This window comes from Halomicrococcus pelagicus (assembly GCF_050954125.1).
This window is the reverse complement of record NZ_JBPBWC010000011.1, coordinates 120,226-142,734: the sequence shown is the minus strand read 5'-3', so window position 1 is coordinate 142,734 and position 22,509 is coordinate 120,226. Positions and strand designations below refer to the sequence as shown.

The 22,509-nt window shown below is 57.0% G+C and carries 22 protein-coding genes and 1 CRISPR repeat array (1 of these 23 only partly in view); of the genes, 13 read left to right on the top strand and 9 right to left on the bottom strand.

Annotated elements, in window-relative coordinates:
• The 3 genes from ACRYA2_RS18130 to ACRYA2_RS18120 form a co-directional block, all read right to left on the bottom strand.
• Positions 1 to 701: DUF4352 domain-containing protein (locus tag ACRYA2_RS18130; RefSeq protein ID WP_433631281.1), on the bottom strand; the 701-nt coding region annotated here is incomplete at its 3' end.
• Positions 702 to 1,534: 833 nt separating this feature from the next.
• The gene (locus tag ACRYA2_RS18125) at positions 1,535 to 3,241 is read right to left on the bottom strand and encodes an outer membrane protein assembly factor BamB family protein (protein WP_433631278.1); all 1,707 of its coding nucleotides are present in this window, start codon (positions 3,239 to 3,241) and stop codon (positions 1,535 to 1,537) included.
• Between the two features lie 88 nt (positions 3,242 to 3,329).
• A complete protein-coding gene (locus ACRYA2_RS18120; RefSeq protein ID WP_433631276.1) occupies positions 3,330 to 3,533 on the bottom strand; it encodes a DUF8118 domain-containing protein in 204 nt (67 codons plus the stop codon).
• Positions 3,534 to 3,638: 105 nt separating this feature from the next.
• Here ACRYA2_RS18120 and ACRYA2_RS18115 point away from each other — a divergent pair, with 105 nt between their 5' ends.
• Positions 3,639 to 4,526 (top strand): DUF8172 family protein, encoded by an 888-nt coding sequence (locus ACRYA2_RS18115; protein WP_433631273.1) that lies wholly within the window; start codon positions 3,639 to 3,641, stop codon positions 4,524 to 4,526.
• 214 nt (positions 4,527 to 4,740) lie between these two features.
• Here the strand turns inward: ACRYA2_RS18115 and ACRYA2_RS18110 are convergent, their stop codons facing one another.
• Together ACRYA2_RS18110 and ACRYA2_RS18105 are read right to left on the bottom strand one after the other, a co-directional pair.
• Entirely contained in the window at positions 4,741 to 4,863 is a 123-nt protein-coding gene (locus tag ACRYA2_RS18110; RefSeq protein ID WP_433631270.1) for a hypothetical protein, read from the bottom strand.
• Positions 4,864 to 4,883: 20 nt separating this feature from the next.
• Positions 4,884 to 5,321: a DUF8118 domain-containing protein gene (locus ACRYA2_RS18105; RefSeq protein WP_433631267.1), complete on the bottom strand. Its 438-nt coding sequence runs from the start codon at positions 5,319 to 5,321 to the stop codon at positions 4,884 to 4,886.
• A 194-nt stretch (positions 5,322 to 5,515) separates the two neighbouring features.
• Between ACRYA2_RS18105 and ACRYA2_RS18100 the strand changes: the two genes are divergently transcribed.
• Positions 5,516 to 5,746, top strand: a complete 231-nt coding sequence (locus ACRYA2_RS18100) for a transcriptional regulator (RefSeq protein WP_433631265.1) — start codon at positions 5,516 to 5,518, stop codon at positions 5,744 to 5,746.
• An 81-nt stretch (positions 5,747 to 5,827) separates the two neighbouring features.
• Here the strand turns inward: ACRYA2_RS18100 and ACRYA2_RS18095 are convergent, their stop codons facing one another.
• Entirely contained in the window at positions 5,828 to 5,962 is a 135-nt protein-coding gene (locus tag ACRYA2_RS18095) for a hypothetical protein (RefSeq protein WP_433631262.1), read from the bottom strand.
• A 244-nt stretch (positions 5,963 to 6,206) separates the two neighbouring features.
• Here ACRYA2_RS18095 and ACRYA2_RS18090 point away from each other — a divergent pair, with 244 nt between their 5' ends.
• Both ACRYA2_RS18090 and ACRYA2_RS18085 read left to right on the top strand, forming a co-directional pair.
• Positions 6,207 to 6,437 (top strand): hypothetical protein, encoded by a 231-nt coding sequence (locus ACRYA2_RS18090; RefSeq protein WP_433631259.1) that lies wholly within the window; start codon positions 6,207 to 6,209, stop codon positions 6,435 to 6,437.
• Positions 6,438 to 6,446: 9 nt separating this feature from the next.
• Complete coding sequence (locus ACRYA2_RS18085) at positions 6,447 to 6,869, top strand: PIN domain-containing protein (RefSeq protein WP_433631256.1); 423 nt, start codon at positions 6,447 to 6,449, stop codon at positions 6,867 to 6,869.
• Between the two features lie 89 nt (positions 6,870 to 6,958).
• On the opposite strand, the gene ACRYA2_RS18080 is transcribed toward ACRYA2_RS18085, so the two are convergent.
• Both ACRYA2_RS18080 and ACRYA2_RS18075 read right to left on the bottom strand, forming a co-directional pair.
• Complete coding sequence (locus tag ACRYA2_RS18080; protein WP_433631253.1) at positions 6,959 to 8,314, bottom strand: class I SAM-dependent methyltransferase; 1,356 nt, start codon at positions 8,312 to 8,314, stop codon at positions 6,959 to 6,961.
• Between the two features lie 44 nt (positions 8,315 to 8,358).
• Positions 8,359 to 8,628 carry an ArsR family transcriptional regulator gene (locus ACRYA2_RS18075; protein WP_433631251.1) on the bottom strand — a complete coding sequence of 90 codons (270 nt, stop codon included), beginning with the start codon at positions 8,626 to 8,628 and terminating at the stop codon, positions 8,359 to 8,361.
• A 721-nt stretch (positions 8,629 to 9,349) separates the two neighbouring features.
• On the opposite strand from ACRYA2_RS18075, the gene ACRYA2_RS18070 reads away from it, so the two are divergent.
• Positions 9,350 to 10,153 carry a hypothetical protein gene (locus tag ACRYA2_RS18070; RefSeq protein ID WP_433631248.1) on the top strand — a complete coding sequence of 268 codons (804 nt, stop codon included), beginning with the start codon at positions 9,350 to 9,352 and terminating at the stop codon, positions 10,151 to 10,153.
• A 540-nt stretch (positions 10,154 to 10,693) separates the two neighbouring features.
• Here ACRYA2_RS18070 and ACRYA2_RS18065 read toward each other — a convergent pair.
• Positions 10,694 to 10,936 (bottom strand): DUF4326 domain-containing protein, encoded by a 243-nt coding sequence (locus ACRYA2_RS18065; RefSeq protein WP_433631242.1) that lies wholly within the window; start codon positions 10,934 to 10,936, stop codon positions 10,694 to 10,696.
• Positions 10,937 to 11,293: 357 nt separating this feature from the next.
• Between ACRYA2_RS18065 and cas6 the strand changes: the two genes are divergently transcribed.
• Genes cas6 through cas2 form a run of 8 tightly spaced genes read left to right on the top strand, consistent with a single transcriptional unit; the run spans position 11,294 to position 20,464 of the window.
• Positions 11,294 to 12,106, top strand: coding sequence for a CRISPR-associated endoribonuclease Cas6 (cas6, locus tag ACRYA2_RS18060; protein ID WP_433631239.1), 813 nt, complete (start codon positions 11,294 to 11,296; stop codon positions 12,104 to 12,106).
• Positions 12,093 to 14,222: a type I-B CRISPR-associated protein Cas8b/Csh1 gene (gene cas8b, locus ACRYA2_RS18055; protein WP_433631236.1), complete on the top strand. Its 2,130-nt coding sequence runs from the start codon at positions 12,093 to 12,095 to the stop codon at positions 14,220 to 14,222. Before cas6 ends, cas8b begins: the two co-directional genes overlap by 14 nt.
• On the top strand, positions 14,215 to 15,282 hold the full coding sequence (gene cas7b, locus ACRYA2_RS18050; protein ID WP_433631233.1) for a type I-B CRISPR-associated protein Cas7/Csh2: 1,068 nt from the start codon (positions 14,215 to 14,217) through the stop codon (positions 15,280 to 15,282). The genes cas8b and cas7b overlap by 8 nt, the downstream gene beginning before the upstream one ends.
• Positions 15,283 to 15,284: 2 nt before the next feature.
• Positions 15,285 to 16,073, top strand: coding sequence for a type I-B CRISPR-associated protein Cas5b (cas5b, locus tag ACRYA2_RS18045; protein WP_433631231.1), 789 nt, complete (start codon positions 15,285 to 15,287; stop codon positions 16,071 to 16,073).
• Positions 16,073 to 18,646: a CRISPR-associated endonuclease Cas3'' gene (locus ACRYA2_RS18040; protein ID WP_433631228.1), complete on the top strand. Its 2,574-nt coding sequence runs from the start codon at positions 16,073 to 16,075 to the stop codon at positions 18,644 to 18,646. The genes cas5b and ACRYA2_RS18040 overlap by 1 nt, the downstream gene beginning before the upstream one ends.
• Positions 18,643 to 19,203, top strand: coding sequence for a CRISPR-associated protein Cas4 (cas4, locus tag ACRYA2_RS18035; protein ID WP_433631226.1), 561 nt, complete (start codon positions 18,643 to 18,645; stop codon positions 19,201 to 19,203). Before ACRYA2_RS18040 ends, cas4 begins: the two co-directional genes overlap by 4 nt.
• 2 nt (positions 19,204 to 19,205) lie before the next feature.
• A complete protein-coding gene (gene cas1b / locus ACRYA2_RS18030) occupies positions 19,206 to 20,198 on the top strand; it encodes a type I-B CRISPR-associated endonuclease Cas1b (protein WP_433631224.1) in 993 nt (330 codons plus the stop codon).
• Between the two features lie 2 nt (positions 20,199 to 20,200).
• On the top strand, positions 20,201 to 20,464 hold the full coding sequence (cas2, locus tag ACRYA2_RS18025; protein WP_433631221.1) for a CRISPR-associated endonuclease Cas2: 264 nt from the start codon (positions 20,201 to 20,203) through the stop codon (positions 20,462 to 20,464).
• Between the two features lie 101 nt (positions 20,465 to 20,565).
• Positions 20,566 to 22,509: direct repeats of the CRISPR family, unit length 31 nt; unit sequence GTTCCAGACGGACCCCTTGTGGGGTCGAAGC; it runs 2,553 nt beyond the window's last position.

The window sequence follows — 22,509 nt, the reverse complement described above, 5'->3', positions numbered from 1 at the left end:
ACGTACTCACGGCCGTCTGCCGCTTGTGCGAATGACCCGAGTTCTGAGGCGGTGCGAACGCCATGGACGACGACTGAGACATCGCTCTGGGACGCCGTCTTACCGGGTGAGAGCACGTCGACCTCGAGTGATTGCTCGCGGTTAGCGATTGACTCTGCTTCCTCGTTAAGCGCAACTGTGACACGGTTGAAGTTGAAGAGATCGAAGGTAGTGAAGTCGAACTGCAGGTTTAGTCCCGACGCGTCTTTCGGGACTTCGAAGACGATGTCTCCCCGGGCGACTTCTCCTGCTGCGAGGACACCACTCTGGATTGGGTGGTCAGTACTACTGATGGTGGCATCATAGACGTGGTTCGAATCGTCTTTGAGTTGCGCTTGCAGGAACCCGTTAAAGTCGATGTAGTCACCGCTCGTGTTTTTGACGGCCATTCGAATAACCCGGTACGTGTTCCCACTTTTGGCCTTCTGGAATTCTCCTAATTTCTCTGTTTCCGTCACTTCGCGGACGACCATCGCTAAGTTGTCGCCTTCGACAACTTCCCCAACCTTGACTGACGCTTTCTTCTGTTTTTGCTTGGATTCCGAGGTCCCTCCTCCTCCCTGTGACGATGATGAGCCGTCGCCTTTTGTCGAAGAACTAGTTGTTGTATTCGATCCCGTCCCTGCACATCCTGCAAAGAGGGTGAGAGCACTTGCTGCCACAAATTGTCGTCGACCTAAACGAGATTCCTTATCCATCGGTATTATTACAACCCTACATGTTAAATAGAAATGTGTTATACTTATAGTTTTCGTATTAGAGTTTGTGGTGCAACAAATCGGGGAAAATACAGCGCCAAAAGGGGGTCTTCTAGAGGATGTCATAGCCGTAAGTCGGATAGCGCTCAATCCTCACACCGCCGAGTTGTAATTACTCAATCTCGACGTAGAGGATGATGCAAGGGATGTCTACCATCAGCTGCTGCTGTTCGCCGAGCACATCTCTAATCAATACGAGAGCACCGGCGGAAGCTACTATCGGAGTCACGTCGAAGACCATCCACTTCTAGTACTATCAACGAGCTACGATAGGCCATTCAGCGGCGGTGGACGCACAATCCGTCCATAGCGACAATTTCTCTTGTCGCAATGAACACGCCGAGACAGCACCGGCTGTCACCACTGCGTCGAACGAGCCAGCCGGAAGTCGGAGACGACCACGCTGACGTATCGCTAGCGCGTCAGTCGAAGCGTCACGACGAGTGGGGTCGCCGGATGGTAGTCAACCGGGGTGGTGAGTAGTACTACGGTGCCGCGAGACGGGGATGATTCGTCGAAGACTATCCCCACTATGTCTCGCGATTCGGCCGTCAGTTAGTGACGAGTGGTACTACAATCGCGGGCAATCGTCTCGTCGGGACGACAATGAGAACAGTACGACAATGGTCGACTGTCTGTGACAGCGGTGCTGTGAGACGCGGGTCCGGAAAACGATGCAGTCCCTTACGTCGTTTTGAGCTGTCAATAGTGCTGATGTGAGTACGCCGTCGTTATTGTTAGTCGTCTCCTTTCAACGGTGAACGATTGATGAGATAAGCACCTGCGCTTAGACCGAGACCGCCAATGAACGTAAGTGGTGACCGCCAGTCGTACTTTTGCGTGGACGAGAACGACTTATCTGGCGCACTCGGTGACAATCCGGCATTTGGCGTTCCACTTTCTCTTGACCTCAGATGTTTAGTATCCTTAATAGAGGAAGAAGACGCCGACTGTGAGGCCGGGGAAGCATCTAAAGAAGTCTGGTTTGCGACGCTGTCTGAATCGTTTCTCACTGTTCTGGCCCCTTTGTCAGGAACTGATTCACCGCACTCCGTAGATTCGAATTTAGAGATTTTACCGCCGACCATTGGGTCTACGGCAGATGTGAAAATGCTATTATTAACAACAGTTGGGGAGGAGTTCATCCATCCGTGGTTAGGAATAGCAGACAGCCAACATTTTTTGCCTGTTTCGGCATCTAGCGCATATATAGCGTCAGTTTGCTTGTAGTTACCGACGAAATACACTATGCCATCGGCAACGGTCGGTGCTGCCTCGGCTTGGATAGGAGTTTCAAAACGCCAGACCTCTTCGCCAGTAGAACGGTCAAAGGCATACAGAGTACTCTCGGAGTCATAGTAGTCGCTTTCACTCATAACCGGTCCCGGGAACCAGCTTTCTGCATACGAACGAGTAAGAACGTATGCTCGAGATTCATCGACAGCTGGAACACTAATAGTAGGGGCTCTGTCAACGGTAATCTCGTTCTCCGAGATACTGCCAACAGTGTACGTTGTCGTTGGTGCTGTCCCACGTATGGGAGCAGACGAACGCCATTTGACGCTCCCATCCGTTCCCGAAAGCGCATACACTGCGTAGGACGGATTCTCAACGGATGTTTTGCTCGTCACATAGAGCGTATCACTGGTTGCTGCAGTACCTACAACTCGATCGGCGTGCTCTACTCGCCATTGTTCTTTTCCTGTCGTGGTATCACGAGCAGCAATGGATTCCCTCTCCACGGTCCGATCCCAATAACTGAAATACGCTAAGTTTCCGGCGACACCCAACAGCTCCCCCGACTCATCGACCTCCCAAATTGTCTCACCTGTAGCCGCATCAAGGGCACCTCGTTCGAAATACACATTCCCATCTATCACTTCGACGCCACCTCTTGAAGTGAGATCCGAGCGTAACCACTGAACTTCTCCTGATGCTGCATCTAAGGCATAAATTCCGGCGAGTCCCTCGAGACGGGATCGGGCCTGTAGTTTTTCCCCTCGTCCTGCAAAATACAATGAATTATTAAACGCAACCGGCGGCGTAACAGGAGCACCGATCGGAACGGTCTCTCCTGATTTGACACGAACGTCGCGTTGTGTCCATAGAATTTTACCACTTTCTATGTCATAGGCTTGTACTGCACCTTCCTCTCTGTAACTAATTGTGTCGCTAAAGTAAACTACCCCATTTGCAATAGTAGGGCTTCCAGCTTCGCGAACCCCTTGCGTCCATTGTGTCTCTAAATAAGGGCCACTAGGTCCTTTTGCCTTTGTTGCTCGTGTTCTTCCGGCGGTTCCCTGTGGTGCAGGCCATGCGTCCTCCGGTGCAAACAGGCCGTCTGATTCGCACGAGGCCGCACTGGAAGCGCTACTACTTAGCAGTAAGCCACCAGTCACCATGCTTGCTGCCTGAAGAAACCGTCGCCGGGTAGGTCGTTCCATGCCTCAGAATTACGATATTCCATAATATATTTTGTGTTAGCGGGGGTTTTAGAATAATGACGAGTCATAAAAACAGGGAGAGAGGGAGTTAGCAACAGGCGTCGAGCGCGCGTTTGTCGGTCGTCTCCGTCCCACAGTGCTCGCAGCGCCAGTAGCGGTGATCGGCGTTGCCGTACGTGTCCTGGCCAACGTGGGGACCAGTAATGCGCGGCCCGTCGTCGGTCTCGTCATCGTCGTCAGCGGGGAAAACGTCGAGCGAGCCGTCAGCGGTCGCGTCTTCGACGGCGGCCATGTGCTTGCAGTGGGCGTGCCAGCGGACGTGTGAAGGTATCGAAAGAGCAGTCACACAAGTCGCGAAAAGCGAGTTTTAACCTTACTAAGCGAATAGTATGTGTAAATGGCTCGTCTCGTCCACTACCATCATCCCCAGGCTGAGCAGTTCTCGATCAAGTATAGCTCAGTCTCTCCAGTAGATCTCCTTTCCCGCCAAGAAGAGGTAGATGGGGCTACGAAACTCATCGGCTATCCATTTGACGAACCAGTCTATGTCCTCTATGAAGGGGAGACAGAAATCGAAGCTGTAGATGATGTCGAATTTAACAGTGAGTGGCTTAGCGAGCGGATTAGCGATCTTCCCCGTGCGGGGCAAGTGACTGCCTTCCGATTAGTTGAGCTGCTTGAGGCGGCCGTTGACGCACACGATGACGAGGAGTTTCGTCTGTACAAAGAGTTCGAACCACAGAAAATCCAGCAGGCGCTTGATCACGTCTCGTGGGGAACAGAGCTACCGCAGGTTGCTGGTGAGTTAATGTCGAATCTGATTCTGCGTCATTCACTTCCGAATGCGAATCATCGGACGGCGATTGCAATGCTGCAGTTCTGTATCGAGAGCGTCGCCCCAGACTTCGAAATGCCACGCACTCATGTTGACGACCACACGTGGCGTGACTGGGTTGACCCATACATTGTTGACTCAAAGCGCTTGATCACAGTCCGCCGCAACAACGTCCGCTTCAAGCAGCTTCGAGAGCTTGGAGTTGATATCGTTGAACGGAAAGACGGAATCCAGATTGCGCTAGCCGAGTTTGAGTTGGATATGCACTGGCGAGACGCTCTCTCAACGTATGCGACACGGCATGAACAACACTGTATTGACTTTGCCCGGGCAGTACTCAGCCGTACAGATCAATCGGGATTCACAGAACAGACTGGTCCGTCAAAAGCTGCCTTCGTCGAATATTTAGAAACAGGACTCGTTGAACGTGACTTCAGTGACCTATTCTAGTTAGTCGCGAAGCTCCGCAACCGAACGGCCAACCTCGCGAACATGCTCACTGCGCTCAAGATCAAGCTCCTCAGCGAGATGATCAACGGTCTCTTCGAGGCTCATACCTAAACAAAGCCTATCGAGCAGTATAAACCTACTGCAGAGACAGGATAGGCCGCAGTATCGTCTCATAGCACTTGTTTTCGGGAGAGACGCCGGTAGGCCTTCGCCATTAGGCGAGGAGAGTCGTCTCTTCCCAATGCGCCACCACATCTCGGTCGTCAGTCGTCTCGTCGATGCTGTCGGTGAGCGTGCGCTGGTCGGCGATATCGGGAAGCGCCTGTTGACGAGTCATAAAAACAAGGAGAGGGAGGGTTAGCAACAGGCGTCGAGCGCGCGTTTGTCGGTCGTCTCCGTCCCACAGTGCTCGCAGCGCCAGTAGCGGTGATCGACGTTGCCGTACTTGTCCTGGCCAACGTGCGGGCCAGTAATGCGCGGCCCGTCGTCGGTCTTGTCACTTGCGTCGTCAGCGGGGAAGGCGTCGAGCGAGCCGTCAGCCGTCGCGTGTTCGACGGCGGCCATGTGCTTGCAGTGAGCGTTGCGGTGCACGTGATGAGGGCAAGTGCACGCCATCGCGTCGCCCGTCACGTCGTCGAGTGTCACCGTATACTGGTGCTCGTCGGGGTCCTCGTAGCTCTCATTCGTCACGTCGACCATTCCCGGGGCGTCGACGTCGAAACTGAACTGGTCCCACTGCCCGCGTTTCCGTGCTTTCTCGTCAGATTCAAGGTCCGCGGTCGTTGTCGTTGACATGGGTTTCAGATCCTTGTGGAAGCCCCGCCTGGCGTGCCAGCGCCGGGCGTTACCTGACTGCCCCAAGAGGCGGGTGCTTCCCACCTTGTATTATTCAATACATGGCCTTAAGCCTTTCCATGTATTGATAAATACATGGGTTGAAGAGAATTGAAACGCAATAGCCATGTGTGATCCAATACATGGAAACAACAATGCCGAAAGAACGTGACGAGGAGAGTGGCCAATACACCGAAAGCGTCTCCGACGACGAAATTCTCGCCTTCCTCGATAATCAGAACGGCGCGGGAACGGTTGACGTCGCGGATGCGTTCGACTACAAACAGCCGACCGCCTACCGACGTCTGAAACGCCTCGAAGATGAAGACCGTGTTACAGGCCGCAAAATTGGTGGGTCACTACTGTGGGAAACGATCGATACGTGAGCCTGGGCTGGAATCAGCAGTAAACAATATTGAAACGAGACGAATATCGAAGATTTTGACAGAGCCGGCGTGAGAAGGTTGCTATTCGCGGGCCAGATCGTCGTATATCTCGCTTTGATCGTCGATGTCCTGACATGTGATAAGGCAGATGGGCTGCTGTCGAGCCTCCTTCGGCGATAGGTCAGCAGCCGCCTCGGGGGAATCGTCAGTTGCCATCGTTGTCCTCTCTTTGCTCGCTACGCCGATAACCGTTCTGCCCGCTGTTTTCAGACGCAGCGAGCCCGCTGCCGATGCGGTCGAGCCATAGCTGGTACTTCGCATCCCTACTCCACACGACAGTACTCGTAGGTCAAGCCCGCTGTTGGCCCGTCCTCGTTCCTTTGGCTCGTTCAGTACAGTGAAGGTGGTTCGAGCTATTGCACCAAAAGACACAGGAGTCTGTGTGTCCATAGTATCCTGTATGCCTACGATCACGGTCAACGTCGACGACAACCTGAAGGAGCAAATGGAACGACACCCCGAGATTAATTGGAGTGAGGTTACGCGCCAAGCTATCCAAGACAAGATTGAGAAGCTTGAGTTGATGGATGAGCTCACTGCTGACAGCAATCTCACGGAGGCAGATGTAGATGAAATTGCTGCCAAAATCAACGAAAGCGCGCGAAGGCGACACGACGAAGAATCGGAGTAATTTCGTCGAATGAAGCTGGTAGTCGACGCCAACGTTGTTATCTCGGCGCTTATTGCTGATTCGAAAACGCGAGAACTCATTGTCACACTGGAACCGCAACTCTTGACGCCAGAGACTATCCACGAAGAGGTTGAGAACTACGAGGAACTCATCGTCGAGAAATCGGGAATGGAGCCAGAGCAAGTAACACAATTCATCGATCTTCTCTTCCAATATATCGAAGTCGTTCCGGCAGAGGAATTCTATCCTGCTATCGGGCAAGCTCGGGAAGCAATTGGTGAGACCGACCCAGACGATGTGCTTTACGTTGCATGTGCACTTGCGTGTGAGGCCGGTGTCTGGAGTGATGATACTGATTTCGATGAGCAAGACCTCGTTCCAGCGTTCTCGACAGACGACATCATCGACTCATTCGAGACACGCTCAGAGTAAACTGCTAGATGTGATCAGTTAGCCTCATTCAACGAAAGAAGGGTGGAACAGTAACAGAGAAACTCGGACATCGAGATTGATTCGGCCGTCTATTTTACCGCAACTGCAAGGGGGACGCTCTTGACGTCGAACACGTGTTGATTCCCGATGATTTTGTCTTTGAGTCGGTCCATTCGGTCGGCCATCGTCTCGTACAGCTGTTTATCTTCTCGGGTTGCATCGTCACGTTCTGCGCGGACTTTCGCGTAATGAAGGCGGTTCGAGTGGAAGACGTCCCAGTAGTCGCGGCGCTCGCCGCTATCCCGCCCGACCGTGTGATAGTTCTTGAGATCCAGCCACACATCTTCGGGCGGTGGCGAGAGGCGTTTCAGATGGGTTGGGAGTCGCCGTCCATGCGTTCGATCGCTGCTGCCGGGGATTTCGTCAGTCTTCTCGATGATCCAGTCCATCTCGTCCTCCGGCGGATAATGCATGTGCTGGCCGTCCTCACAGCTCCGGACTGCCAGCACCCCATCATCGCGAACGTGCTCCCAGAGCAGCGAGAGCACCGACTCCTGATTCGCAATATGGTGGAAGAGATAGCTGGCGAACACGATATCGAACGTTCCGAGATCGGCCTTGCCGAGGTTGTTCACGTCCAACCAGCGGTACTCGATGTTCGGCGCTGAATACCGGTCTTTCGCGACCTCCAGAACGTCCTCGGCCTCGTCAATCGCGACAACGTCGAATCGGTCGTCATTGCCGAAGCGCGACTGGGTGACGGTTCCATACCCACAGCCAGCGTCGAGGACTGAGTACGGTGGCTCGATGCCGTTCTCTTGGAGTCGCTCGACAATGCGGTTGATGTTCCGCTTGTCCTGCTCGCGGTGCATCGCCGCCGACAATTGAAGCCGTTCGTGATCGACTTCGGGATCGTACTCGCTCGGCCCGTCGTGGTCGTCAGATCCGTTCGAGGCGGGATCGGACGGCGAAAGCAGTTGATCCATTGTTCGCGCTAATGCGTTCGAGAGCTGCTGTTCGAACTCCGCCCGGTCAACATATGTGAAGTAGCCTGTTGCTCGGCATTCGTCGCGGAAGTCCTGCAGGCGTTCGTATTGGTCTGGGTCCAGCTGATTCGTCGGAATGTCGCGCTCGGAGAACCCGATCATCGCCGGCAGGTCGTCCTTAATTGCAAGCCGTTTCACCGTGTCAGCGAGACTTGCTCCGCCAGTCGGACCATCACCGACCGTAGTCCAAAATGCGCCTAGGACGATATCGATTTCGTCGGTGAGGTCTGACCGACTCACGTCTACGTGGTTGGCGTCGACCGGTGCGAGGTGGATGTTTTGTTGGCGGCCAGTCGATGCGTTCCAATCCAGCAAGACGTCTTTCGCGGCTTGCCGTTCTGCGTCGATTTCGGAGGGCATCGCGAGCAGGACGTGATAGACAGTGGATTCGATCGGCATCGATATATTCTAGCTCGGATACCCCGTACAAAATGCGTACCGAATCAGATATCTGCTGGGTCGAACGCTTCTAACTGCTCGCGTTCATCATCTGTGAGCTCGCCAGCGAGATATCGTTTTCCCAGGTCGGTGATCCGGTAATAGCCGCGGTCGTCGTCGGTGCGGTCGATGAGACCAGCAGCTTTCACTACTCGCACCCGGTTCCAGACTGTACCCTCAGCAAGACCCATGTTGACAGCGATGGCTGTTGGCGGGGCCTCGAAATCGTTGAGCGAATGCCCGTTTAGGAATTCGAGGATGTCGAGGTCGCTCATTCGGAGCCAGGCGATACGAGCTCTCATAGAGGGTAGTAGGTACTCTATGTTCGAATAGCATTGGCTAAAAAGCTATGCAAAGGCCAAGCAAGGTATCTCCGACTGCGATTAGTATCTCCTCATTCGAGAGTGGATATACCCCAACCGTTTAGTGAGAGGGCCAATATAGATGCGAGTGAGAATCGATGAATACAATCACGGCTGGTACCAACGGAGGGAGCCGACACTAAACAGGGATGCATCGGCACAGAATGACGGATAGTTTGCGCGTGCCGTCGCTTCGACCGACGCACGCGCACACCGCCGCTATCGACCCGGTACGGTCGACACACAGACAGCTACGCTAGGCAACTTTCAGCGCCAAGAAATGACAACCCCGTCGGCGGTCAATGGGTGTGCCAGCACCCGCTCCCACCGACGAACCCTCAGTTGTCGTTTCTAGCTCGGCCGGCAAAACTGTTCGGGGTATACCCACAGGTATACCGCCGGACCCGACCGCCCGAGTGACCCTGAGATGGGTCAGCGTGCTCCCCGCCACGCACGATGACACAACACCCACAGAATACACGACACGACGGTATCACCGCTCGAACCAACCTGCAGTCCACCACGCAGCCGCGGCACGTTCTCTCGCAGCCGGCCACAATCGTTCATCTGCCTGTGCTCTCGTCGACACTGCCCGACGATGAGACAGCGCAGACACCAATGGAGGTGGCGACCAATGAGTGACGCCGAAGTGTCCAGTGTGGCCGACGCCCTGGACGACGCGGAGACACCTACGTCCGAACTGGTCGACCAAATGCATGGATTGGCCGAGCGTGTCGAGGAACTCGAGCAGACTGTTGCTGTAAAAGACGAACAGATAGAGGAACTCCAGCAGCAGGTCGAGTCGCTCAAAGAGGACCGTGATACCGCTGAGAAGAAGCGTGCGAGCGACCGTAAGCGCCTCAGTAAGCTTGAAGAGACGGCCGAGGTCATCCAGGACGACGTGGACGATCTCGCCGAGAAGGAAGAGCGGAACGCTCGCGTGCGAGCGTCTGTATCGCGGCTGATCAACCTCGTTCGCGACTATGATAGCGCCGAGGGCGTCGATGATGAGTCGCTGAATCTCGTGGCAGAAGCAGCGAACGCAGGCCGGCAACTCTTCGATACCGTCGAACGATCCGAACAGAACACGGAACTGGTGAACTTCCGCGAGCAGCGTTCGGAGTCCCAGCAGGTCGAGGAAAAATATCTCGACGTACTGGAAGCCGGGCAGAAAATCGCGGAGGAGAACGACGCGATGATCGCGCGGATGGACTATCGGAAGGTCGCTACCCACTATGGGTGTGCGTACAAGAACGACGGCTATCGCGTTATGGAGGAAATGGCCGAGCGGGTGCCCGGCGTGACCTACAAGGAAAGTCGGACATTGTCGGCGGACGACGCACTGGGTGTCGGCGGCCGGCATATCGAGATCTCGTTCGCTGACCCCGATCTCGCCGGCTGGATGCGAGCACACGACGCCAACACGGGAGGGAACTAACCACGACTGAGGGGCGTTACAACAGTGTAATCACGGGGGTTCCCCAAACCCCCGTCTACGGCGACACCACTGCACGAGATCCACACCGCATTCCCGGTGAACCACGGTGGTACCGTTCGGACGACTACTGTGTGGTGCGTCTTTTTCTGCGTCTTTTCTGCGAAAAGAGAGGGGGTCGACGCCGTCGACCCCCATTATTACACCGTTGTAACCAACCTTTTCAACAGGCTCACGAGACAGCCACAAAGATGAGTAAAGACGCTCTAGCCGGACTACGCAGACCACCGCGGCAATTGGAAGGCGGCGGTCCAGGCCTGGGTAGGTGACGAGCGCGAGACAGAGCGAGAATGCGAGCAGGAATAGAAGCGTCTCTGAGACCGTCGTCGCCAGAGCAGACGACGAGAGGGACGCAGACCGATGCCGTTTCAGGCCGACGTCGCCGACGCGATTGATGCCGTGAACGCCCTCGACGCCGCTCGCCAGACGATGGTCGAAAAGGCGGTTTCTTGCGGTTCGGTCGCTCTTGGGCGAGCACGTAGGTTAGTATAGTATGCTAACTTCGAGGGTATTCGAGAATGCCGTCCCCGTGGCACGCCTTCGGAGTGCACCAACAGGCCAGAGTCTTACCGCGGAGTTCCTCGACAGCGTCCCGGAACTCATTGTCTTCGAGTCTGTCATGAAACGCTTTCGGTACTTCTCGACTGCTTCTTCTCGCGAGTATCCGTCTCTCGTCTTGTAGGAATTACCGAGCCACCCGTCAGCGCCGACGTCAGTGTTCAGCATGTGACTCTCTCCGCCGTTGGCTCTCCCGATGTTCACCTCGTACTCGTCGGTGTTGCGCTGGTTAACGAGACAAGTCCGTACGTCGCCCGTAAGCGTGGTCTGTTTCGATACGGACACCTTCCTTGGCTTCTTAGACGTGTTAATTCTAAAATAACTGTGCCGAAACATTCCCCCTTCTTCCAGGATGTGCCATCTTCTACCCAAGAGCGTTGTTCGGAGCCATCACGGGGAATAATAGTTCCAGGTAGACCTTTCAAAGGATTTCACGTTCACTGTATCACACATACGTTTATAGTGGTAGATTTGAATAGAGTTAATGCAATGACAGAATATGAAGCGAAATAGGAGTACAGAAGAATGAGAGTGATTGCGCGTCTTCGAGCGCGAGCGGATACAGCCTACGACAATACATATCATCACAAACTGCGTGGACGGATCTGGAACGCGCTCGATGGGACGAAGTACGACGCGATTCACGACGTAAATCGCCCGAAAGGGTTCACGTACAGCAACCCGTTCCCTCCTCGAGATATGAGGGAAGGCGATGAGCGTACCTTGCTTGTCGCCTCGCCTCACGAGGAACTGCTCGCTACCGTTGCGACTAATCTCAAGGACGATCGAGAACTCAACATCGGCGAGATGCCGTTCCACGTTGACTCGGTGGATGCACTGGCGACCGACGTAGGCGAACCGGGAATGTCGGGAACTATTGAGACCGGGACGGGCGTACTGGTACGGATTCCGCCGTGGCGGTTTGAGGAGTACGGCATCGACACCGACCACGACGAGGCAGAGTTCTGGCGACCGAAGCACACAATGGAGCCATTCCGCAATCAGATCGAGAACAACTTGGACAAGAAGCACAACCTGTTTTGTCCCGACTATCAGCCCGGTCCGTCGGAGGTCGACGGTGACTTATTCGACGGCGCGGACTTGATCAAGACGTTCTCGATTCCTGTAACGGTCACACAAGGCCAGCGCGAGACGTGGGTACTCAGCAAGTGGCGATTTGACTACACAGTTCGTGACGACCACCACCGGCGGCACCTCAATCTCGCGCTTGATACCGGTATTGGCGAACGCAACTCGCTGGGCTTCGGATTCGTTAATATCACCGACAAAGCGAACCAGCGACTGGGACAGGGAGAACGAGTCAATGCTCACTCCTGAGGAATTTCGAGAAGAGTACCCGACCGAAAAACTGGAAGCAGAGCTTCCAGAGTGGCCGGTCTCCTCCTTGCGGGATATCCAACACCTGTACGGTCGCCTCTACACGCTCGCGACGGCTGGCGGCGGCGAGTATGCGGCCTATCTAACGCCCGATCAGGCCAACGACCTGATCGGCACGGAAGAGAGCTTGATCGTCGTCCGGGTGGATCTCTCGGGCAAACAACCGACCCTCGACTCAGACGAGCCGGTTCGGGTGACTCAGTACACCGACGATCGCGTCCAGCAGGTCGCCCACTGCAAGTACAACGCCGCACGCGGGATAGACCACAGCGTCACCCACCGCTCTGGACGTAACAGCGACCCCGAGAAACTGGCCCGGTACGCCTGTGAGCGACTGACGAAGTGGGCGACGGACGACGTGGTTCAGTCATCCGCCGACGACCACCCCGACGGCAGTGTCATCCACGGTCTAGCGGCCGTCGGCAGGGACGAGACTGCTCTCGATCGGATACGTTCCGCCGTCAAGGCTGAACTCGGCGGGGCGACGACCGCACTTCTGACTGTCAAAGTACGGCGCGAAGCGGGCGCAGACTACGAGTGGCCCGGCGACGTCGCCGTGTTCAACGAAGCAATGCGGGCGCGTAAACTCTCGAAATTGGTTTCGAAGGGAGAAGCTGAAAACTCGGCCGGTGAGGCAACTGATCTCATCAGCGGCCGGCGAACCCGTACTGTCGGCACTGCTGAAGACCCGCTCAACTACTTCCTCGGCAAGCAGATGGAGAAGTTCCCAGGGCTAGACCCTGACGAAGCGTGGCGCAGCCATCCAATCTCCGAGGATGGGGCAGTCACGCTGATGAACGCGGAGGAATTCGTCGACGCCTGTTCCTACCGGACGTTCAACGCCGACGTGTACTACCTCCCGTACTTTCTCGGCCGCCCGTCGGCCGAAGAGAACTATCTGTTGTACGCGGCGCTATACGCGGTCACACAAGCAGACGATCCGGAGCCAGTCCAGGAGTTCTACGACCGATTCGGTGAACACGTCCAAGAGTACGACGGCCGGTTGCGGTTCTACGTCGCCGCGGTGATGAAACACCAGATGTCCCGCTTCGACGTGTACGGCGAGACGCTGAACGGGTCGATCCATTACCCGACCGAGGTCGGCGTAGAACACGAACACGTCACGAATAGCTGGGTGTTCAACGAAGACGAGGAGAGCAACGACGACCGCTCACCACCGATGCCGTCCCACGAAGACTGGGCGCTGACGGACCCGTTCGAACACGACCAGAAAGTTCGTGAGATGGTCGCATCAGGGGCCTACCTCTATCGCACCTTCCCCTTTACCGACGAGGACACTGACGCGACAGTCGACGATGAGCGAATCGACGTCCACGTCTCGATTCTCGCTGGTGAACCGATTCCGCGGCGACAACTCGTGAGTGCCTACGTCGAACGGCTGACAGACTGGGGAGGCGATGGGGTCCCGGAGCTTCTTGTCGCCTCCCAGTTCGCCCAGTTGTGTGCACTCGAAAACGCTGGTCTCGTGACGACGACTGACACTGACGCTACCGAACCGATTCTCATCGAGGGAACAGACTACGATACAATGCAACCCGACGCTCCACAAACCGACGGGGGCACGGCCACCCTCAGTCGTACTGAGAAGCTCGAATCGTTCATCGACCAGACAGACAGCCTCGCCGACCCCGAGCGGAGGGGCGCGTTTCTGCTCGGCGCACTCGTCGGCCAGGTTGGCACCTACCAGCAGGGCTACCACGACCGGTCGACGACCGTCATCGACCAGTATCCAATCAAGTCGATGACCAAGACCAAGATCAAACGCATCACACAGGAGGTGATCGACAAGGACGTCGTCTACTCCCGTGAGATGGCCAAGAAAGGCTCGAACATTAACTCGACGATGTACAAGGAGGTCACGAACGCCATCGTCGAAACCATGGCCGGCAACGATCCGTCAGACTGGAAGATCAGCACCGACGATCTGCGCTTTTACTACGCGCTCGGTCTCACCTACGGCATGAACGACCGCTCGACAACCGAGGACGACACAGAGAACGGCACTACCGACGAAACTACAGAAACCAATGAGTGAACACTACCCCACCGTCTCGAACCGATCCGAAATCGTCTTCGCGTACGACGCAGTCGACGCGAATCCCAACGGCAACCCCCTCAGCGGCGCGAACCGTCCCCGTATCGATCCCCAAACTGACCAGGCCATCGTTACCGACGTCCGTCTCAAGCGGTACCTCCGCGACCAACTACAGGACGACGGCCACGGTGTCTACATTCGCAACGTCAAGGAGGAAGACGGCGATCAGGCGACCCGCGAAGACCTCCTCGAAGACCGACTAAAGGACGTCGACCTCGACACTGTCGACGAAGACGAGATCGAGGACGCTGTCTTCCAGCAGTTCCTCGAGAACAGCGCCGACGTTCGGTACTTTGGGGCGACCATGAGCGTCGATATGGACGACGAGGAGTACGGCGATATCGCAGAGGCTCTCCCCGACCACTTTACCGGTCCAGTCCAGTTTTCACCCGGGAAATCGCTCCACCCAGTTACGGAGAACGAAGAGTACAACAGCCTCACCAGCGTCATCGCGACCGGTGAGGGCAAAGAGCAGGGGGGTTTCGATCTCGACGACCACCGCATCCAGTACGCCTTCATTGGATTCCACGGTCTGGTCGATGAACACGGGGCCGAGGATACACTCTTGACCGACCGCGACGTCCGGCGACTGGACACACTGTGCTGGCGCGCATTGAAGAACCAGACAATCAGCCGCAGCAAAGTCGGCCAGGAGCCCCGCCTCTACCTCCGCGTCGAGTATAAAGACGAGAGCTTCCACCTCGGCGGGCTGAATCAAGACGTCGCACTCGACGAGGGAGCGTCTGAACCAGCCGAAGAACTCCGGAACGTCCGAGACGTCTGCCTCGACGTCTCTTCGCTCGTGGATCGTCTCGAAAGCGCGGCTGATCGTATCGACACAGTTCATGTCGTCGCCAGTGATGTTCTCGAGGTTAGTGTCGGCGGCGAGACCGGCGGCCACGACCACCTCTATGCTGCCCTTGAAGACGCCGTCGGAGTGGACTCCGTCCAGGTAGTCGACGTATACGAGGATGCGAAAGCGACGGCGCCGGAGGAGTGAACGTGACGGCGCCCGAAACGGCCGTGCCGGATCTGCCCGACGGGGCACATACGTGTCTCTCATTCACGATTAGCGGTCCCTGGGGTCACTTCCGCCGCATCGAGGGCAACATCGTGAAACAAACCTATCGGGTTATTCCTCGGACAACTGTCGCCGGCCTCATCGGAGCGATGCTCGGAATTGAGCGCGACGGGTATTACGACCTGTTCGCGCCGGGAGAGTCACTCGTCGCCATCGAACCGACGAGCAAGCTCCGGACGATGAAACTCCCGATGAACACACTTTCGACGGCTGACGAGCACATGTCGTCGCTGAACCCCCGCGGGAAGCTCTCGATCAAGCTCCCCAATCCGTCGAAACCTCGCCAGCAACACAACTATGAGGTGCTCGTGGATCCAGCGTACCGGATCGACGTGTGGCTCGCCGACGAGGAGCGATATGAGCAGTTCCGATCACTGCTCGAATCAGGGAAGTCGTACTACGTCCCGAGTCTCGGAATCTCCGAATACCTCGCCTCAGTCGAATATCATGGAGAGTTCGCGATCGAACAGGGGCCGGACGATGACACAGTGACCGTCGACTCGACCGTTCCCGAAGCCGTCGATACCATCGTCCCCGAACCGGACACGCGCTATCAGATAGAGCAGACCCCGGCGTTCATGGAACGCGACGAGGGGGGCCGGACGACGAGCGCATTCGTCTCCTACGCCTACAACCCGGACGGTGGATCGTTACGGTTGACGGATATTTCGCCCAGGTTGGTCGACGACCGACACGTGGTGTTCACCTGATGGCAGACGCTCCCATCTCCCATCCTGCCGAAGAGGGCAATACAGCGACATACCTCTCGGACCACCTCGACGAAGTGGCCGAACGAGCACGCAGCGTCGTCTCAACCGACGCCACGACGACCGGTGGCGACCCACTCGACGAGATGGCGGCGATCGTTGCACAGTGTCACGACTTCGGGAAGGCAACGACGTGGTTTCAGGAGTACGTGATCGACGAGCGAGAGCCTAGCAAGCGCACGAACCACTCCCTCATCGGTGCCTACCTGAACTACTACGTCCTCGACCGACTTGGCTACGACAGCGAAGATTGTTTGGCGGGATTCGTCGCAATCGCGAGACACCACGGTCGCCTGCCGAATGTTACGGAGTACGTCAGCGACGTATCGCGCTTCGAGAATAGGGGTGAGGCGAACAATCAGCGACAGAGAGTGGTAATTGAACAGGTTCGGGACGTCGACGACCATCGTCGGGAGTTTGCCCGAGCGTTCGTCGCCAACGTCACCGGAGGAGCGGGTTCGTGGGCGGAGTTCGCAACGCGCACCGAACCCGAGAACGAGAATGAATCCTTCTTTGATACTGTTCACGAACACGTCGACACGTTCAGTTTCGGTAGTGACCGCTCGGCGCCTTCGGACCAGTTCTACGCCTGTCTCCTCCAACTCTGGAGCGGCCTGATCCTCGCCGACAAGACGACTGCGGCCGAGGTCCAAGACGACCATCTCGACCTGTCCGAGCCGGACGCTTGCACGCTCTCGGAGCACATCGAGGGCCTCGGGGGAGATGCGGACGACGGTGGTCAGGCTGACGCTCTCGACACACTCCGTGACGATGCGAGAGCTGCGGTCCTCGACGGTGTCGAACGGTTTCGCGACGCCGACACATCGATTGCGACGCTGACCCTCCCGACTGGGATGGGAAAAACGATGACGGGACTCAGTGCCGCCCTTGCGCTCCGCGAGGAAGGGTCTCGGGTCGTGTACGCGCTCCCCTTCACCTCCGTCATTGACCAGGTCGCCGACGATCTAACAGATGTGTTCGAAACTGATGCCCGGGACGACCTGCTGACGATTCACCATCATCTGGCTGAGACGGTAACTAAACTCGGCGACGACCCGATCGAAGGAACTGACGCGGACGCCAGATTGGCTGAGATGGTCGCCGAAAGCTGGCGCTCAGGGATGACGCTCACGACGTTCGTCCAGCTCTTCGAAAGCTTGGTCGGCCCAAGTAATACCCAGTCGATGAAACTGCCGGCGCTGTACGACTCTGTGATCGTACTAGACGAACCCCAAGCATTGCCCATGAAGTGGTGGAAGCTTGTCCGCCGGATCGCGACGATCCTCACGGAGGAGTACGACGCGACTGTCGTCGCCATGACGGCGACCCAGCCTGCCCTGTTCGACGACGCGGTCGAACTGGTCGGGGATGTGGACCGGTACTTCGATCACTTCGAGCGTGTCGAATACGCCGTCCACGACTCCGTACTGGCGTTCGACGATACCGATGCCACGCTGGACTACGAGACTGCCAACCGGACGATCCTCGACGCTACCCACAGGTCCGACTCGGTGCTCGCGATCTGCAATACGATCGACAGCGCTGGCGCACTCACGGACGCGATCGAAGAACAGGAAGCGGTCGTCGACGTGGGCTACTGTCTCACGGAAGCACTCGACGCCGAGGAGATCGACAGCGATATGGTCGACGTGGACGCGCTCGTTGCTCGCATCGAGACGGCCCTCGGCCCGGACGAACGGGCGCTGGTCCACCTCTCGACCCGACTTCGCCCCCGCGACAGGCTCGCACTGATCAAGGCGACGAAGCGTCTCACCGACCGAGAGGTACCGCTCGTAGCGGTGTCGACACAACTCATCGAAGCCGGCGTCGACATTAGCTTCGATCAGGTGTACCGCGACATTGCGCCAATCGACAGTATCGTCCAGGCGGCTGGCCGGTGTAATCGGTCGTTCGAGCGCGACCGCGGGACCGTAACCCTCTGGTGGCTCGAAGCTCCAGAGGACACGACCAAGACCCCCTCACAGGCCGTCTACGACTCCCAAGGCGTGAGTACGGTCTCGATTAGCTCCCAGACGCTCGAAGCAGTCGGAGCGAGCGCAGGTACCATCGCCGAACAGACGATGACTCGCGACGCCGTTCAACACTACTACGGGCTCGTGGCCGACCGTAACCCCGGGTCCACCGAGTACGTAGAGTGGATCGACCAAGCAGAAGGCGAGCAACTCGGGACTCTCTCACTGATCGGTCAACGAGAGAGTGTGGACGTCATCGTCTGCCGATCGGCCGCCGACCGTACGCTTGTCGAAGCGCTCGAAACGGCCGCGAGGGAGTTTAGGTACGACGAGTTCGAGGATCGCCGCGAAGCGGCCAAAGACATTACGATCTCGCTCCCGATCTACAGTCAGGATTCGACCGAAGCCAGGACAGTTCGCAATCTCGAACCGCTTGCTGATACCGACCTCCACGTCCTCAGACGGCCACAGAGTACCTCGTATTTCGACGAAACACGAGGACTCGCCGTGGAGGATCCGAGCGTCGACGACCGGTTCCTATGACCGACGCGTCGATCGACCCCGTTGAGCGGTTTCTCGACGCCGCCAAAGACGAGACCAAAGAATTGCCTTTCCGCCTCACGGGTGTAATGTTTCAATATTACATCGTCTGTGAGCGCGAACTTTGGTTTCTCAGTCGCGACGTCGAAATCGACCGCGACACCCTGGCTATCGTCCGCGGGAGCGATGTCGACAACTCAGCGTACTCGGACAAGCGCCGGGACGTGCGCGTCGACGGAATCATCGCAATTGACGTACTCGACAGCGGCGAAATTCTAGAGGTTAAACCGTCCTCGTCAATGACCGAACCGGCGCGGCTACAATTGCTGTTTTACCTCTGGTATCTCGACCACGTCGTCGGGGTTGAGAAGAGTGGAGTTCTCGCGCACCCGACGGAGAAACGACGTGAACAGGTCGAACTGACCCCGAAGACGCGTGATGAGGTCGAATCGGCAATTCGAGACATCCGCGACGTCGTGACTGCGGAGTCGCCACCGCCTGCCGAAGAAAAGCCGGTCTGTGACTCGTGCGCCTACCACGACTTCTGCTGGAGCTGCTGACAATGAACGACAACTACCACGTATTTTCCGATGGGAGAATTGAGCGTCACAACGAAACAGTACGCATCGTCACCGAAGACGGCGAGAAGAAGCACCTCCCGATCGAGAACGCCGAGGCAATCTTTCTCCACGGCCAGATCGACTACAACACTCGTTTCGTGTCCTTCCTCAACCAGGAAGGCGTTGCCGTTCACGTTTTCGGGTGGCACGACCACTACACGGGCTCCATCATGCCAAAACGAGGTCAGACTTCAGGCCAAACAATCGTCGATCAAGTTCGAGCGTATGACGACCCTGACCACCGCCTCCACCTCGCAAAGGCCTTCGTCGAAGGGAGCATCCACAACATGCGGGCCAACGTTACGTACTATGATGGACGCGGATATGACTTCGAGCAGGTTCAGCAGGAGCTTGACGCAGCCAGGGCATCGCTAGAAGACATGGCAACGATCGATCAGACGATGGGCGTCGAAGCTCGCGCCAGGAAAGCGTACTACTCGACGTTCGACGAGATCCTGCCCGACGGGTTCGTCTTCGGGGGACGCCGGTACAACCCACCGAACAACGAGGTAAACAGTCTCATCTCGTTCGGTAACTCGCTCGTCTACGCCAATGTCGTCTCCGCGATTCGAGCAACGGCACTCGATCCGACGGTGAGTTTCCTGCACGAACCAGGAGAGCGACGCTACTCACTAGCACTCGACATTGCGGACTTGTTCAAACCATTACTCGCGGATCGCGTCATCTTTCGCCTGGTCAACCGCGGCCAGTTGACCGTCGACGACTTCGAGGACGAAATGAACGCGTGTCTGCTGAACGAACGCGGGCGAAAGACATACTCGAAAGCCTACGAGGAGACGTTGGAGGAGACAATCGAGCATCCCGATTTGGGGAAGAAGGTGAGTTATCAGTATCTCCTCCGCGTCGAGGCCTATAAGCTCAAGAAACACCTTCTCACCGGCGAGGAATACGTCCCGTTCAAGCGGTGGTGGTGACTATGGTCTACGTCGTCATTGTCTACGACATGGAGGCCGATCGGACCCACAAAATGCTGAAATTCCTCCGCCGATATTTGACCCATGTTCAGAACTCCGTTTTCGAAGGGGAGGTCACCGCAGGGACGCTCGCGGAGATAAAATCTGGCATCGACGATTTGATCGAATCCGGTGAGTCAACTATTATCTATCGGATCGGTGCCGAGAAGATGGTCGATCGTACTGTCTTCGGTGATGATCCCGCTGCCGACGACCAGTTTCTCTGATCTTCCATCGACCCCAGGGGGTTCTGGGGTCATCGAAGGTCGACGGAAACGATGAAGTAGGAATAAGCACTACAGGCCTATACGTGGCTATTTCAGCCATGGTTCCAGACGGACCCCTTGTGGGGTCGAAGCTCGTTCAGTGCGTCGATGATGCCTTGGGCGTATTCGAGTTCCAGACGGACCCCTTGTGGGGTCGAAGCCTGCGCCGGTACTACGACCAGGAAATCAAGGAACTCGTTCCAGACGGACCCCTTGTGGGGTCGAAGCTTCCTGCTGGAGTGGCTGCGGGGTCGCCGCTGCTGGTTCCAGACGGACCCCTTGTGGGGTCGAAGCTTCTCGTGCCGTTCGTGATGTATCGCGCCTGAATTAGTTCCAGACGGACCCCTTGTGGGGTCGAAGCCGTGATCGTGCCGGGCTGAGGGAGCGCCGGAAGGGTTCCAGACGGACCCCTTGTGGGGTCGAAGCCGCTTCCGGTTTGGTGTGTCGTTGGCATGGTTGTGGTTCCAGACGGACCCCTTGTGGGGTCGAAGCCGCAACTCCGTGTTTGCCCGCGCTAAACGTCATGAGTTCCAGACGGACCCCTTGTGGGGTCGAAGCATCAACTACCACCCGATTTAGCTGACCGGGTAGCCGGTTCCAGACGGACCCCTTGTGGGGTCGAAGCAACGGGTTCGGACGGGTCTTCATCGTCGTCAAATCCGGTTCCAGACGGACCCCTTGTGGGGTCGAAGCCGCCACTGAACGAGTATTCCTCGGAGAGTGTCTGGGTTCCAGACGGACCCCTTGTGGGGTCGAAGCAACGATAAAGAAGTGCAGGCGGCGCTCAGCGGCATGGGTTCCAGACGGACCCCTTGTGGGGTCGAAGCACAGAACGGGATTCGTACCGGGGGCAATACGGAGAGTTCCAGACGGACCCCTTGTGGGGTCGAAGCCCCGCAGTGAAAGCCTGGACGTTCTCCTTGACGGGTTCCAGACGGACCCCTTGTGGGGTCGAAGCTTCGAGAATGACGGTGTTCCGAGGTTTGCGATGATGGTTCCAGACGGACCCCTTGTGGGGTCGAAGCAGCGAATGACCGAAGGAGCACTGGACGGCGACTACAGTTCCAGACGGACCCCTTGTGGGGTCGAAGCAATACTGACACAACCAGCGACAGTAGCACGGAGGAGGGTTCCAGACGGACCCCTTGTGGGGTCGAAGCCCGTTCGCGTCAGTTGTGAACGTCACGTCGCTAATGTTCCAGACGGACCCCTTGTGGGGTCGAAGCGAGTAATCGGTGTGTCGGCGGGAATATTTCGGTGGCGAGTTCCAGACGGACCCCTTGTGGGGTCGAAGCACGTTCAGAACGTTGGCGGTCACGGCTTCCATTTCGGTTCCAGACGGACCCCTTGTGGGGTCGAAGCTATAGATAGGTATGGCTCATCGTGGGCGTAAACGCGCGTTCCAGACGGACCCCTTGTGGGGTCGAAGCAATGGCTGTTATACCGAGTTGAACGGCTCCCACGGGTTCCAGACGGACCCCTTGTGGGGTCGAAGCTTGACTACGCCGAGCAACAGGCGAAGACAGAGGCAGGTTCCAGACGGACCCCTTGTGGGGTCGAAGCAGGCACGTCAACGACCCCTGCGCGATGCCGAACTCGGTTCCAGACGGACCCCTTGTGGGGTCGAAGCTTTCTCCGACCACTCAATAATCTCCTTCTCGCGGGTTCCAGACGGACCCCTTGTGGGGTCGAAGCCTGGTGTCGAAGGGTTTGGCGAGGACTTCGGCGATAGTTCCAGACGGACCCCTTGTGGGGTCGAAGCTCATAGCGGTCGAATCGTCCATACTTCGGGTTCCCGTTCCAGACGGACCCCTTGTGGGGTCGAAGCACTGCAAGCGGGGAGAAAGCGGTGGAACTCGGTCATGGTTCCAGACGGACCCCTTGTGGGGTCGAAGCTATCCCCGACTGGCTTGAGAGGTCAATGGGGCGGGTTCCAGACGGACCCCTTGTGGGGTCGAAGCAGTCACTCATCGGGTGGCTTGGCAGGATTCCGAGTCCGTTCCAGA

Coding starts and splice junctions, on each gene's coding strand:
- ACRYA2_RS18080 (WP_433631253.1), bottom strand. CDS start 8,314: ATGCCGATCGAATCCACTGTCTATCACGTCCTGCTCGCGATGCCCTCC.
- ACRYA2_RS18110 (WP_433631270.1), bottom strand. CDS start 4,863: ATGACTCGTCAACAGGCGCTTCCCGATATCGCCGACCAGCGCACGCTC.
- cas1b (WP_433631224.1), top strand. CDS start 19,206: ATGAACGACAACTACCACGTATTTTCCGATGGGAGAATTGAGCGTCAC.
- ACRYA2_RS18090 (WP_433631259.1), top strand. CDS start 6,207: ATGCCTACGATCACGGTCAACGTCGACGACAACCTGAAGGAGCAAATG.
- cas8b (WP_433631236.1), top strand. CDS start 12,093: ATGCTCACTCCTGAGGAATTTCGAGAAGAGTACCCGACCGAAAAACTG.
- cas2 (WP_433631221.1), top strand. CDS start 20,201: ATGGTCTACGTCGTCATTGTCTACGACATGGAGGCCGATCGGACCCAC.
- ACRYA2_RS18065 (WP_433631242.1), bottom strand. CDS start 10,936: ATGCTGAACACTGACGTCGGCGCTGACGGGTGGCTCGGTAATTCCTAC.
- ACRYA2_RS18040 (WP_433631228.1), top strand. CDS start 16,073: ATGGCAGACGCTCCCATCTCCCATCCTGCCGAAGAGGGCAATACAGCG.
- ACRYA2_RS18105 (WP_433631267.1), bottom strand. CDS start 5,321: ATGTCAACGACAACGACCGCGGACCTTGAATCTGACGAGAAAGCACGG.
- ACRYA2_RS18070 (WP_433631248.1), top strand. CDS start 9,350: ATGAGTGACGCCGAAGTGTCCAGTGTGGCCGACGCCCTGGACGACGCG.
- ACRYA2_RS18125 (WP_433631278.1), bottom strand. CDS start 3,241: ATGGAACGACCTACCCGGCGACGGTTTCTTCAGGCAGCAAGCATGGTG.
- cas7b (WP_433631233.1), top strand. CDS start 14,215: ATGAGTGAACACTACCCCACCGTCTCGAACCGATCCGAAATCGTCTTC.
- ACRYA2_RS18095 (WP_433631262.1), bottom strand. CDS start 5,962: ATGGCAACTGACGATTCCCCCGAGGCGGCTGCTGACCTATCGCCGAAG.
- ACRYA2_RS18085 (WP_433631256.1), top strand. CDS start 6,447: ATGAAGCTGGTAGTCGACGCCAACGTTGTTATCTCGGCGCTTATTGCT.
- ACRYA2_RS18115 (WP_433631273.1), top strand. CDS start 3,639: ATGGCTCGTCTCGTCCACTACCATCATCCCCAGGCTGAGCAGTTCTCG.
- cas6 (WP_433631239.1), top strand. CDS start 11,294: ATGAGAGTGATTGCGCGTCTTCGAGCGCGAGCGGATACAGCCTACGAC.
- ACRYA2_RS18120 (WP_433631276.1), bottom strand. CDS start 3,533: ATGGCCGCCGTCGAAGACGCGACCGCTGACGGCTCGCTCGACGTTTTC.
- cas4 (WP_433631226.1), top strand. CDS start 18,643: ATGACCGACGCGTCGATCGACCCCGTTGAGCGGTTTCTCGACGCCGCC.
- ACRYA2_RS18075 (WP_433631251.1), bottom strand. CDS start 8,628: ATGAGCGACCTCGACATCCTCGAATTCCTAAACGGGCATTCGCTCAAC.
- ACRYA2_RS18100 (WP_433631265.1), top strand. CDS start 5,516: ATGCCGAAAGAACGTGACGAGGAGAGTGGCCAATACACCGAAAGCGTC.